The 13,572-nt window shown below is 64.9% G+C and carries 10 protein-coding genes; all 10 read right to left on the bottom strand.

The window, feature by feature from the left end; genetic code table 11:
- Position 1: 1 nt before the first annotated feature.
- Entirely contained in the window at positions 2-1,768 is a 1,767-nt protein-coding gene (locus tag ABWO90_RS18605; protein WP_353192708.1) for a secretin GspD/PilQ domain-containing protein, read from the bottom strand.
- Between the two features lie 49 nt (positions 1,769-1,817).
- Positions 1,818-2,414 (bottom strand): toxin co-regulated pilus biosynthesis Q family protein, encoded by a 597-nt coding sequence (locus ABWO90_RS18600; RefSeq protein WP_353192707.1) that lies wholly within the window; start codon positions 2,412-2,414, stop codon positions 1,818-1,820.
- Between the two features lie 39 nt (positions 2,415-2,453).
- Positions 2,454-3,062 (bottom strand): type II secretion system protein, encoded by a 609-nt coding sequence (locus ABWO90_RS18595; RefSeq protein ID WP_353192706.1) that lies wholly within the window; start codon positions 3,060-3,062, stop codon positions 2,454-2,456.
- Positions 3,063-3,560: 498 nt separating this feature from the next.
- Entirely contained in the window at positions 3,561-6,728 is a 3,168-nt protein-coding gene (locus ABWO90_RS18590) for an efflux RND transporter permease subunit (RefSeq protein WP_353192705.1), read from the bottom strand.
- A complete protein-coding gene (locus ABWO90_RS18585) occupies positions 6,725-8,035 on the bottom strand; it encodes an efflux RND transporter periplasmic adaptor subunit (protein ID WP_353192704.1) in 1,311 nt (436 codons plus the stop codon). Before ABWO90_RS18585 ends, ABWO90_RS18590 begins: the two co-directional genes overlap by 4 nt.
- Positions 8,036-8,183: 148 nt before the next feature.
- On the bottom strand, positions 8,184-8,990 hold the full coding sequence (locus ABWO90_RS18580) for a polyphosphate kinase 2 family protein (RefSeq protein WP_353192703.1): 807 nt from the start codon (positions 8,988-8,990) through the stop codon (positions 8,184-8,186).
- Between the two features lie 201 nt (positions 8,991-9,191).
- On the bottom strand, positions 9,192-10,664 hold the full coding sequence (gene gatB, locus ABWO90_RS18575; protein WP_353192766.1) for an Asp-tRNA(Asn)/Glu-tRNA(Gln) amidotransferase subunit GatB: 1,473 nt from the start codon (positions 10,662-10,664) through the stop codon (positions 9,192-9,194).
- A 197-nt stretch (positions 10,665-10,861) separates the two neighbouring features.
- Positions 10,862-11,278, bottom strand: a complete 417-nt coding sequence (locus ABWO90_RS18570; RefSeq protein WP_353192765.1) for a hypothetical protein — start codon at positions 11,276-11,278, stop codon at positions 10,862-10,864.
- A 104-nt stretch (positions 11,279-11,382) separates the two neighbouring features.
- Positions 11,383-12,873, bottom strand: a complete 1,491-nt coding sequence (gene gatA, locus ABWO90_RS18565; RefSeq protein ID WP_353192702.1) for an Asp-tRNA(Asn)/Glu-tRNA(Gln) amidotransferase subunit GatA — start codon at positions 12,871-12,873, stop codon at positions 11,383-11,385.
- Positions 12,874-12,961: 88 nt separating this feature from the next.
- Positions 12,962-13,261: an Asp-tRNA(Asn)/Glu-tRNA(Gln) amidotransferase subunit GatC gene (gene gatC / locus ABWO90_RS18560; RefSeq protein ID WP_353192701.1), complete on the bottom strand. Its 300-nt coding sequence runs from the start codon at positions 13,259-13,261 to the stop codon at positions 12,962-12,964.
- Between the last annotated feature and the right edge of the window lie 311 nt (positions 13,262-13,572).

Here is a 13,572-nt window from a genome sequence, read left to right as displayed (position 1 = left end):
CTCACACGCCCTCGGTCAGTTCTGGCGAGATCAGAATGACGACCTCGTTCACGCGCTGGTGCGCCTCTTTCGTCCCGCCTTCGTAGGCGTAGATGCCGTCGCGATCGGTGCTGTTGTCCTTGCGACGGAAGCCACTGAGCACCAGCGTGTCGCCCGACTTGAGCGACGCGCGCTGCATGGTCTGCAACGACGCCGTAAGCGGCAGCTGCATGAACGTGCCGATGCCCAACCCGTCGTCGCTGCGATCGCGATCGTCGCCCTTGCCACCGTCGACGTCGACCTGGGGTCCCTTGCCGTCGCCGGTGTTCACGTTCACGCTCGGCTTGCCATCGCCGCCGCTGTCCGACTCCTTGCCGGTGCGCAGATTGATCTTCTCCAGCTTCTTGAGATCGGACATGTCGATCTGCACTTGCAGCATCACGCTCCGGTTGTCCATGAGCGTGGGCAGCAGGTTCATGACGAAGCCCGTGGTCAGCACCGATTGCTCGGCCGTCACGATCGCCTGCCCGCCGTAGTTGCCCGGCGTCATCTTGGTTTGCGCGACGAACCCCTGGTTCTGCGTGACCGCCACCGGCGCGGGCTGGTTGTTCAGCGTCACGACCGTGGTGTCGATGACCGTGCTCACGCGGCCCTGCTGGCTGAGCGCCTTGAAGAAGGCAGTGGAACCGGCGAGGCGCCCGTTCGGAATCTTCGTCACGCTCAGGCCGCCGCGGTCGCCCATCAGCGCGCCGCTCAGCGCGGGGCCGCCCAGCTTCGCCACCAGACCGCTCGCAGACTGATACACGAGATTCCAGTCGATGCCGGCGGCCGAGCGTTCCGTCAGGTCGACGGAGTACACCTGCACCCGCAACTTGACCTGACGTCCGAGCACTGCGTTTTCCGATTCGATGTAGCGCGCAACGCGCGCCATGACATCGGCCGTGTCGGTCACGACCAGCGAGCTGGTGACGACCGACGGTGTGACGCGCCCGCCCGGCGAGAGCATGTCGCCCACCGTCTTCACGAGGTCTCTCCAGTAGTCGAGTTCCGACTCCACACTGACGTTCGCGTCGGCGTTGAAACTCAGATCGACCCCGCCGGACGAGCTTCCGCCGCTACCGCCCGACGCACCCCGGTCGGCCTTCATCTTCGAGGCCTTGCCGACCGATGCCGTGTACGACGAGCTGCCCGGCATCATCTTGATCTGGAACGTTTGCGTGACGTAGCGCGCGAAATGCACCACGCCGTCGCGATAGGTCCAGTGAGTCCCCGAACGTTGCGCAATGGCGTCGAGCAAACCGGCAAGCGGGCCGTTGTATTGGAGCGGCACCGCCGGCTCGCCCGACGCCGAGCAGTTGATCTGAAACACGGAAGTACCGCGACCGACTCCGCCCGGTCCCCGCCGCCCGTCCGGGCCACCGTCGCCGTTGCGCGATGCCCCGCCCTCGCAAGCGACGTCCGACGCGATGCGCACGGTCAGTCCGTTGCCGCGCGCCACCTGCGCAAGCAGCACCGACATGGGCAGCGGTGTCCCGGTGGAAAAGCGCACGTTGCGCTGGAAGAATTCGGGCAGTGCGACCGTTGCGTTCACGGCAACCGACTTTCTCGACAACCACGCACCGTCGACGTGTTCGATGGCGCGAATCGGCGGCGCCGAATGCGTCTCGAGCGACGCCTGGGCGCTGGCGCGGGTCTCGGTAACGTTCTCGTCGGTCTTCGACAACATGCCCGGCGTGCCGCATGCCGTCAGTAACGTGATGGCGCACAACACGCCGAGTCGCTTTCTCATTGAAATCCCGCATCCATTGTCATGGGCCGCGCGCCAGGCGCGGTGCTTGTCATTGCGTGGCGTGAACAACGCGCAGCACACGGTTGGCGGCGTACACCTTCACGCGAATCGGCGCGTCGGTGCTCTGCAGCGAGTGCACGATCTGCTCGACGATGCCGAGGAAGTCGCCGCGAAACGTCGCCGGATACTCGATCGGAAAATCGCGCTCGATCTCCCAGGCGAGTTGCCAGCCATGCCGTTCCGCGTAGCGACGAACGGCCTGCGAAACGCGCCCGTCCGTCGGCGTGAGCGCGAGTTCGAGTCCCGGCTCGAGGGCCGGGGCGGGTGTCACCTGCAACGCGGGCGCGTCGACCGTCTCCGAAACCAGATCGTCCGCATTCGCTTCGTATGCCTGCTGCGTCGTTACCCGACGCATGTCCTCGCCCTCCGCTCCCACGTCGGATGCAGCGCTTGCCTCCTGCGTGGGCGGTGTTGTTTGGGGGGACAGCGTGGACTGCATGAGCGGCTTATGGCTCGCCAACGTCCAGGTCGCATTGGGCGATGGCGCGAACGGTGTCGTTTCACCCACTACCGAGGCCTGCGCCGCGGTGACACCGCCGCACAGCGCCACGAGGAACATGCCGATACGCGTGCAAGAGAGAGTCATGATCTGTGCGCCTCCATGTCAGGTCCCCGGCCATCCTTCTCATCCGGCGATGGTGAAATCCAGCTCCGCCTGGGTGACGTCGTCGCCGCTTTTGCTTTTCTTGCACGCATCGACGATCTGCGTCTTGTCGATCTTCTCGCCCTTCTTGATCGACGTGCCGTTAATGTCGAGCGTGGCGAAAAGGCCGATCATCTTGGCCGAGAATTCCTCGCACTGTGCACTCGGGTAACCGAGCGACTTGACCTTCACGCCACTCGACGGATAGCCCTTCCCGTCGACCGGAGCGATGGTGATCGCCCCGCCGAAGCGGTTGAGCATCCGTGCGCCGCCGTCGGTGCGGTTGAACGGTTCGGCGATCGCCATCTCCTTGATGTTGTCCTCCGTCGACGTGGTCGTCAGAATTCCAGACGACACGCCGTTCTGCACTGCCAGCGCCGACATCTGCCAGTCCTTCATTTCCTGCGAGAGCTTCACGTTGTTCATGAGACGTGGCACCCCGACCATCGCCCCAGCCATGATCAGCCCCATCACGGCCACCGCCACAGAGAGTTCCACGAGCGTTACGCCGCGCTGACGGCGATTCCGGAGGCGTTCCATCATCGTTGGTTTGCGGTGCGTCATCGCGTTCGCGTTGGTACGTGCGGTCATATTTCCAGTCCGTTTGCTTTGAGAGGTTGAAAGAAACGACGCCGCGTTTCGTGATACCTCGCTCGCGACGACAGGGGCGATTTATGCCCGAACGTCGCCCGGCGCGTTGTCGCGTGCGGCCCGCATTTTTCGCAAATTGACATTCGCCGAACGCGAGGAATCGCCCATTGACGTGCCATTTCCGATACCGACGGACACGCGACGACAGTCACATCAGCACCGACAAATCGCGCGTTGCCCCCAATCCGCGCAAGCGTTCGGACACCACGACGCCGCGCGGCGCGCTCAAGAAAATTTCGGAATGGGACTAGACGCAAGCCGAGGACCCGCTAAGGCACGCGAATAAGAAAGGAATTAAGCGATTTCACAAGCCACAGAGCGTGGCGTGAAGCGGCGCGCGATCGGGGTCGTCGCGTCGCGAGACAACTACCGGAGGGATCGGTGACACGCGGCATTCGTTTCCGAATGCCGCGTGTCACACCAGTGAAAACGCAGTGCTTAGTGCGCGTGACCCGTCTGGCGCAGGTCGGCGCGCGCGGTGCCGTGGGCGTCGTGATCGCCGTCGCCGGCCGTACCACGATCGCCCGCATCGTTCGCCGCCTTGTCGCCGGGCAGCACGAGTGGCCCCTTGCCGGCGAAGCGGTCGAGATAGAGATAGATCACCGGCGTGATGTAGAGCGTGATGACCTGCGAGAACAGCAGGCCGCCCACGACCGCCAGACCGAGGGGCTGCCGCAGTTCCGCACCGGCGCCAAGGCCGAGCGCGATCGGCAGCGCCCCCATGAGGGCCGCGAGCGTCGTCATCATGATCGGCCGGAAGCGCAACGCACAGGCCTGTCGAATCGCCTCGGCCGGTGTCATGCCGCCGTTTCGCTGCGCGTCGAGCGCGAAGTCGATCATCATGATCGCGTTCTTCTTCACGATACCGATCAGCATCAGAATGCCGATCACGGCGATGAGCGACAGATCCATGCCGAACAGACGCAGCGTGATGAGCGCCCCGACCGCCGCCGACGGCAGGCCCGCGAGAATCGTGAGCGGATGGATGTAGCTCTCATAGAGCACGCCCAGCAGCACATAGATCACGAGCAGCGCGCCCACGAGCAGCACAACCTGACTCGACTGCGATTTCTGGAACGCCGCCGCGTCGCCGCCCCAACTCGTGATGATGCTCGGCGGGAATCCCAGTTGATGCTGGAAGCCCACGATCTTCTGCGACGCATCGCCCAGTGCCGCGCCCGGCGCCAGGTTGAACGACAGCGTCACCGCCTGCAACTGGCCCTGGTGGTTCACCGAAACGGGTCCCATCTTGCGCGCGACCGTCGCCACGGCGGACAGCGGCACCAGCGCACCGCCCTTGCCGCGCACGTAGATCTTGTCGAACGCCCCCTCGTCGCGACGGTCGTTGTCGGTCGCCTGCAGAATCACCTGGTAGCTGTCGCTCGGCGTGTAGATCGTCGACACCTGGCGTTCGCCGAACGCGCTGTACAACGCGCTGCGAATGTCGCCGATCGCCACACCCAGCGTGTTCGCCTTGTCACGGTCGATGGTGAGCTGCGCCTGCAACCCCTTCATCTGCGCGTCGGTGGTCACGTCTCGGAAGATCGGATCGGCACGCATCAGGTTCATCAGCCGGTCGGACCACATCTGCATCTCGCCCGGCTTCACGCTCTGCATCACATACTGGTACCGGCTCTTGCTCTGCTTGCCGCCCAGTTGCAGGTTCTGCACCGGGTTGAAGTACACGTTCAGGCCCGGCACCTGCTTGACGTCGTGCCGCAGCTCTTCGAGCACCTCGCTCATGTGCGGACGCTGACCATGCGGCTTGAGGTTGATGAACATGCGGCCCTGATTGCTGTCGTTGGCCGACACGATCACGGTCTCCACCGCCGGATTCGCGCGGATGATGTCGCCCGCGCGGCGAAGCAGCGCCGACATCGCGGTAAACGAAATATCCTGCGCGCCTTCCGCCGTCACCTGCACCTGCCCGATGTCCTCGCTCGGGAAGAAGCCCTTCGGAATCGTGGCGAACAGCACGCCGGTGGCCACGAACGTCGCGGCGGCAGCGCCCATCACCCACTTGCGATGCTCGAGGCACCAGTCGACGCTACGCACGTAGGCGTTCTGCACCCACACGAAGCCGTCTTCGAACCACTGTGTGGCGCGCAGCCCGATGCCTTCGTCCTGCTCGTGCTTGAGATAACGGCTGCACAGCATCGGAATCAGTGTGAGCGAGACAGCGGCCGACACCAGAATCGCCAGCGACACCACTACGGCAAATTCGTGGAACATCAGGCCGATCACGCCCGGCATGAAGAAGATCGGGATGAACACCGCCACGAGCGAGATCGAAATCGACAGGATCGTGAAGCCCATCTCGCGCGAACCGACCAGCGCGGCGCGCAACGGCGGCACACCGTTCTCGATGTGACGCACGATGTTCTCGAGCATCACGATCGCGTCGTCCACGACCAACCCCACCGCGAGCGTGATGCCCAGCAGCGAGATGTTGTCGATCGAATACCCCATGCCCTTCATGAGCGCGACGGTGCCGATCAGTGACACCGGCAGCGACATCACCGGAATCAGCGTGGCCGCGAGGCGCCGCAGGAACAGGAAGATCACCAGCGTGACGAGAATCACCGTCAGGCCGAGCGTGAACTGCACGTCGTCGATGGATTCGCGAATCGAGACCGAGCGGTCATTGAGCAGCTTGACCTGAATCGACTGCGGCATCTGTTCCGCCAGACGCGGCAGCGCCGCCTTGACCTGGTCGACGGTCGCCACCGTGTTGGCGTTCGGCTGACGCAACACCGCGAGCACGATGGAGCGCTCGCCGTTGACCCAGCTGCCGGTCTTGACCGACTCGACGCTGTCCTGCACTTCGGCCACGTCGCGCAGGTACACGGGGCTGCCGTTCACGCTGGCGATGATGAGATTGGCAAACTGGTCGGCCTTCGTCATCTGACGGTTGGCCTCGATGGTCAGCGTCTGGCGGTTGCCGTCGAGCGTGCCCACGGGGCTGTTGGCGTTGGCCGAGGCCAGTGCCCGCGCCACGTCGTCGAGCGTGAGCTTGCGCGCAGCGAGTGCATCGGGGCGCGCCTTCACGCGCACGGCGAAGCGCTTCTGCCCGAAGATCAGCACCTGCGCCACGCCGGGCAGCGTGGAGAGCGTGGGCGACACCAGGTTTTCCGCGTAGTCGTCGAGTTCGGCCAGCGACATCGACGGCGAATTCATCGCGAGGAACAGGATCGGCGCATCGGCCGGATTCACCTTGCGATACGACGGCGGCGTGGTCATCTCCACCGGCAGCTTGCGCTGCGCACGGAAGAGCGCCGCCTGCACGTCGACGGCCGCTGCGTCGATATCGCGGTCGCTGTCGAACTCGATGATGATCGACGTGGTGCCCTGCGTATTGGTCGAGCTGATGACCGCCACGCCTGCAATGGTCGAGAACTGCTTCTCCATCGGCGCGGCCACCGACGCGGCCATCGTCTCCGGACTCGCCCCCGGCAGCGTCGCCGTGACCTGAATGACCGGCGAGTTATAGCTGGGCAGCGCGGAGATCGGAATCTGGCCGTACGCGATCAGGCCCGCGACGACAGCTGCCACGCACAGCAGGATCGTCATGACCGGCCGGCGGATACACAGTTCGGAGAGGTTCATTGCGCCTTCCCTGCGGCGGCCGTAGCGCCGCCTTCACCGGCCTGAGCGGCCTGAGCGCCCTGGCCACCGTCACGCGACGCCACGATCGTCACCTTGTTGCCCGGACGCAGGTTTTCCGCGCCCTCCTGCACCACGCGCGCACCTGCCGCCACGCCGTCGACGACCGCGAGCTTCGCTTCCACATAACCGACCGTCACCGGCTTGGCGCTGACCTTGCCGTCGGCGCCGATCACGTAGACGAATTTCCCGTCCGGGCCGGTCTGCACCGCCTGCGGCGGCACCACGCTTGCCTGCTTGAGTACACGACCGATCACGGCCACGTTCAGGTACATGCCCGGCCACAATCTGGCATCGCGGTTGTCGTACGCCGCTTTGAGCCGGATGGTGCCGGTCTGCGAGTCCACCGCGTTGTCGATGAAGCTGAGTTGCCCCGTGGCGGTCATGCCAGTGGTGCCGAGGGTGGCCGTCACACTGACCGGACCGCCCGCACGCGCGGCCTGCAATTCGGCGAGGGCGCCCTCGGGCAGGGTGAAACTGATGTCGATGGGATCGAGCTGGGTGATGCTCACGAGCGCCGCCCCGCCCGGCGTGACGAGACTGCCCGGATGCACGTTGATCGCGCCGGTGCGCCCGTCGATGCCCGCACGAATCTGGTTGTAGTCGACGGCAACCTGGCTGGCCGAGATGGCGGCACGATCCGCGGCGACCTGCGCCGAGAGGCTGTCCACGCTGCTCTGCGCCGTGTCGAGCGCGCTCTGCGAGACGAAGTGTTCGGCGATCAGTTGTTTGGTGCGCGCAAGCGTGCGGCGGGCGTTGGCCAGATCGGCTTCGTCCTTGGTCAGTTGCGCCTGCACCTTCTTGAGGTTGGCCTCGTCCATGCGGGCGTCGAGCGAGAACAGCAACTGCCCGGCTTTGACGAAATCGCCTTCCTTGATGTGGACCTGACGAATCGTGCTGGAAATCTGCGGACGCACCTCGATGGTCTGACGCGCCGTGACCGTGCCGTTGGCGATGAGCCGAACGGGCACGTCGCGCACCTCGACCGTGGCCACCGTGACGGACGGCGATGCCGCCGCGCGGGCGGGCTTCTCGGCGCCGCGCGAACGCAGCCAGGCCCCGGCGCCAAGCGCCACCACGACGGCCAGCACAGCCACCAGCCAACGGCGTGAGCGCGGTCCGCCCGCCTTGCCCGGAGGCTTGCCACCGGCGTCGTGTGTGCCGGACGGTGTTGTGCGCTGTTGCTGTGTCGCCTGCCCGCGGGCAGCCGCGTCCTCCGGCAACGACCGGTGGGCGTTCTCGTCACTCATCTTCTTCCCCGTTCCCCATGCGACGCCCGCTCCCCGGCAAACCCCCGTTCGCCCGGCGGCGTCTGTTTCTTCTGTCAAAACGGCCGGAGAGGCTCCGGCCGGTTACGTCCTGCCAATGTGTCGTTTGCTGCGGTGCAACGTCACCGGTTTATTCCACCTTCATGCCCGTCAGCTCGGGCCTGGGCGGCGGAAAACTAAGTTTCAGCTCGGTGAGCGCCTGCACCAGCAACTCTGCCACCATCAGATTACGGTGGCGTTTTGAGTCGGAAGGCACGATATACCACGGCGCATATTCCGTCGAGGTGGCCGATAAAGCCGCCTCGTACGCCTTGGTGTACTGCGGCCAGAAGCTGCGCTCCTTGATATCGTTCATCTCGAACTTCCAGTGCTTGTTCGGATCGTCGATGCGCTCCTGCAAACGCTTGCGCTGCTCCTCGGCCGAGATGTACAGGAAGCACTTGATGATGTGCGTGTGGTTGTCGGCCAGCAGGCGCTCGAATTCATTGATGTGATCGAAACGGCGTTTGCACTCGCTGGCATCGATCCAGTCGTGCACGCGCGTGATGAGCACGTCTTCGTAATGGCTGCGGTTGAAGATCGCCAGTTCGCCCGCTGCCGGCACGACCATGTGGACACGCCAGAGGAAATCGCGCGCCAGCTCGATGGGCGTAGGCGACTTGAAGTTGGCCACGCGGATACCGAGCGGATCGACGTTCTGGAAGACGGCGCGAATGGTGCCGTCCTTGCCGCTGGTGTCCATGCCCTGCAATACCAGCAGCACGCGATGCTTGCTGTTGGCGTGCAGGATCGTCTGAAGCTCGTCGAGCTTCGCGCCCAACTCGGCCATGCGCGCCTTGTCGTCGTCCTTGGTGTCGCCGGAGAACGGTTTCTCGCCCGGGTCGAATGTCGACAGGTCGAGCTTCTTGCCAAGCGGTACGCGGTATTTCTCGAACATCGCCAATTCCTCATGACACGCCAAACGGCTAACCGGCAGTATCGCGCACTTTGCGAAGCACGAAAAAAAAGCGCGGTGCCGTCATGGCAACCGCGCCTTGTTTCCGTCGCCCCGGCCAGTCAGCGCACGGATGCACCGCCCGGGAGCGTCGGGCTTTTTCGCCTATCGGCCCGACTTATGTAGCCCACTTGTGTGGCCGGCTCAGGCGCCGAGCTTCTTCTTGAGCAGTTCGTTGACCTGCGCAGGATTGGCCTTGCCCTTCGTGGCCTTCATCGCCTGGCCGACCAGCGCGTTGAACGCCTTCTCCTTGCCCGCACGGAATTCCTCGACGGACTTGGCGTTGGCGGCCAGCACTTCGTCGATGATCTTCTCGATCGCGCCGGTATCGGTGATCTGCTTGAGGCCCTTCGCCTCGATGATGCGGTCCGCCGCGCCGTCGTCGGTGGCACGTTCTTCCCACATCAACTGGAAGACTTCCTTGGCGATCTTGTTGGAGATCGTGTTGTCGGCGATACGGGCGAGCAGACCGGCCAGTTGGGCGCTCGAGACCGGGCTCGCGTCGATGGCGATGTCTTCGCGATTGAGCAGCGACGAAAGCTCGCCCATGATCCAGTTCGCGGCCGGCTTGGCGCTCGCCTTGCCTGCCTTCGCGACCACAGCCTCGAAGTACCCGGCCTGCGCCTTCGACTGCGTGAGCACGGCAGCGTCGTAGTCGGACAGGCCATAGGCCTCGACGAAACGCGCCTGCATGCCGGCGGGCAGCTCGGGCAGCGCACTGCGCACGCGTTCGACCCAGTCGCTGTCGATCACGAGCGGCATCAGGTCCGGGTCAGGGAAGTAGCGGTAGTCGTGCGCGTCTTCCTTGCTGCGCATCGAACGCGTTTCCTTCTTGTCCGGATCGTACAGACGCGTTTCCTGCACCACCTGGCCACCGTCTTCGATCAGTTCGATCTGACGACGCACTTCGTAGTGGATCGCCTCTTCGAGGAAGCGGAACGAGTTCAGGTTCTTGATTTCGGCACGCGTGCCGAATTCCTTCTGACCCACCGGACGCACCGAGACGTTCGCGTCGCAACGGAACGAACCTTCCTGCATGTTGCCGTCGCAGATGCCGAGCCACACCACCAGACCATGCAGCGCCTTGGCGTAGGCCACGGCCTCGGCGGCACTGCGCATGTCGGGCTCCGTCACGATCTCGAGCAACGGCGTGCCGGCGCGGTTCAGGTCGATGCCGGTCATGCCCGCGAAGTCTTCGTGCAGCGACTTGCCGGCGTCTTCCTCGAGGTGCGCACGCGTGAGCGTGACGACCTTTTCGTAGGCCTCACGGCCGGTGCGGGCGTCGGCCTCGACCTGGATCTTCAGCGAGCCGCCCTGCACCACCGGAATCTCGTACTGGCTGATCTGGTAGCCCTTGGGCAGATCGGGATAGAAGTAATTCTTGCGCGCGAAGATGCTGCGCGGCGCGATCGTGGCGCCAATGGCCAGGCCGAACTCGATCGCACGCTCCACGGCGCCGCGATTAAGCACCGGCAGCACGCCAGGCAACGCCAGATCCACCGGGCAGGCCTGCGTGTTGGGGGCCGCGCCGAACTGCGTCGATGCGCCCGAGAAAATCTTGGAAGCAGTGGAGAGCTGTGCGTGCGTCTCCAGACCAATAACGACTTCCCATTGCATAAGGTTCACCCTGTCTCAACTTGTCGGCACGGCGTATTCGCCCTGCCGTTACTGCCGGCCGCCCCCTTGGGCGACATTCCGGCCTGTACTTTCGGTTCGTGCCGATGGCGCGACAGACTCCTGTGCGCCCCGTCCGACTTCCGCCCAATCCCTGCGACGGCCGTCGATGGCCGTCGATTGCCGCCGATGACCGCCGATTACCGGCGCGTATCCGACGCGCAAATCCCCGAGCGCGGATCGAAGCTCACCGGCCACGCGTTCTCGTAAATGCCCGGCGTGCAATATGCCTCGCAGTTGGCATGGCCGATGGTCACGTTGCCCGGATCCTGCCAGATGAGCAGCTTGCAGCTCCCGCTGTTCGCGCGCAGCTCGATGCTCGGCTTCCACTGCGTCTGGTGGAAATCCGCCAGATTGAAGTGGCAGCTCCCGCGCTTGCCGACCCACAGCCGCCAATCAAGCGCCTGCACCTGATTGCCCGACACCTTGAGCGTCGCCTGCTCGCGAAAACCGTCTTCGTCCGTCTGCGAGCAGTAGCCCGACAGATTGATTTCGCGGTAGGCGATGGGCGTCGGACGCCCGAACGGCAGCGAGCACGACGCCAGCGTGAGCACCATGCCCGCCAGCGCCAGCCCCTTCGAGGCAAAACCGGTCAGTCCACCGATACGGCCGATGGAGCCGGTGCTTTCGAGCGACGTCGACACGCGGGGGGCGCTCATGATCAGACGCCCGACGGTGCGCGCTGGTGCCAGTCGGTCGCGCGCTGGAACGCGTCGGCCACTTGGAGCAGGCGGGCTTCGTCGAAGTAGTTGCCGATCATCTGCAGGCCGACCGGACGCGTGTCGCGCCCCGTGCCGACCGGCAGGCTCATGCCCGGCAGACCGGCCAGGCTCACCGACAGCGTGTAAATGTCGGCCAGATACATCTGCACCGGATCGGCGCTCTTCTCGCCAAGGTTCCACGCCACCGACGGCGCCACCGGCCCCATGATGACGTCGCACTGGGCGAACGCATTCTGGAAGTCCTGCGCGATCAGGCGGCGGATCTTCTGGGCCTGCAGGTAGTAGGCGTCGTAGTAGCCGTGCGAGAGCACGTACGTGCCCACGAGAATGCGGCGTTTGACTTCGGTGCCGAAGCCCTCGGCACGCGACTTCTTGTACATGTCGAGCAGATCGCGGTACTCGGCGGCGCGATGACCGTAACGCACGCCGTCGAAACGCGACAGGTTCGACGAGGCTTCGGCCGGGGCCAGCACGTAGTACACGGGGATCGACAGTTCCGTCTTCGGCAGCGACACCGGCACGCGCACGGCGCCGAGCTTCTCGAACTCGCCGAGTGCGGCGTCGATGGCTTCGCGCACGTCGGCGTCGAGGCCTTCACCGAAGTACTCGGCCGGCAGGCCGATGCGCAGACCGGCCAGCGGCTTGTCGGCCGTGGCGCCGTCGAGCGGCTTGCCCAGACCGCGAGCGAAGTTTTCATCGGCGCGCTCGAGGCTGGTCGAATCACGCGCGTCGAAGCCTGCCATGCCGTTGAGCATCCAGGCGCAGTCGGCCGCGCTGTGACCGAACGGGCCGCCCTGATCGAGCGACGAGGCAAACGCGATCATGCCGTAGCGCGACACGCGGCCATACGTCGGCTTGATGCCGGTCACGCCGCAGAACGCCGCCGGCTGACGGATCGAGCCGCCGGTGTCGGTGCCCGTGGCCACCGGTGCGAGACGCGCGGCGACGGCGGCTGCCGAACCACCCGACGAACCGCCGGGCACGGCGCGCTTGTCCCACGGGTTCTTCACCGGGCCGAAGTGCGAGTTTTCGTTCGACGAGCCCATGGCGAACTCGTCCATGTTGGTTTTGCCCAGCGTGACCATGCCGGCGTCTGCGAGACGCTCGACCACGGCCGCGTCGTACGGGCTCGTGTAGTTCTCGAGCATGCGCGAGCCAGCGGTGCTGTGCCAGCCGCGCGTGACGAACACGTCCTTGTGCGCGACCGGGATGCCCAGCAGCGGCTGGTTCGCACCGTCGCCCGCGGCAATGCGCGCATCGGCCGCACGGGCCTGCGCGAGGCTCGCCTCGGCGTCGACATGGACGAAGGCGTTCAGGTCGGCCGCACCGGCGATGCGGTCCAGATAGTGCTGCGTGAGCTCGACGCTCGAGACGCGCTTGGCGTCGAGCGCGGCGCGCAAATCCTGCAAATGAATCAGATCTTGTTCCATGGTGGCTGCTGTACTGGGTAGCGCATGAGGGAATGAGGCTTGGCGTGGCGGGATACGCGCCCGGCAAGGCACGGGCCGCGCGCCGGACTCACTCGATGACCTTCGGTACCAGATAGAGGCCGTCCTGCACGGCGGGGGCCGGACGCTGATTGCTCTCGCGATCGACCACCTCGGTCACGGCGTCGGTGCGAAGGCGCTGGGCAACCGCCTGGATTTGCTCGATCGGGTGCGCCAGCGGCGCGACGCCGGTCGTGTCGACCGATTGCATCTGCTCGACGAGCGCGAAGAAGCCGTTGAGCTCCTTTTCCATGTGAGCCGCCTCGTCATCGGCCAGCTCGAGACGCGCGAGGTGAGCGATGCGTTTGACGTCTGAGAGATTCAAAGCCATGAAGAAATCCCGAAAAATTGCGCATTGGAGGGCAGCCGGATGCATACATGACGCCGATATTAGGGCCAGAATGCGGAACCTGTGCGAATGCGCAGCGACTTGTCTGCGGTTTCGCTCCATGCACCGGGCTGCGCAGCAGGGCCGGCACGCCGTGCCACAAGGCTCCCGGCGTGAGTGCCGGGGGCACCGAATGTGGTGTCAACGTGCTCGTTTTTCCTGCAAAACCTGCGAAATTATAAGGTATCATTGCGCATTAAATTTGCGTCGGAGCGTGTTTTTGCACCCTTCGACGCTGTCGCGCAGGCGGGCCA

The sequence above is a fragment of the Pandoraea pnomenusa genome (genome assembly GCF_040391475.1).
Taxonomy (GTDB): Bacteria; Pseudomonadota; Gammaproteobacteria; order Burkholderiales; family Burkholderiaceae; genus Pandoraea; species Pandoraea pnomenusa_C.
This window is presented reverse-complemented; position numbering and strand designations above follow the sequence as displayed.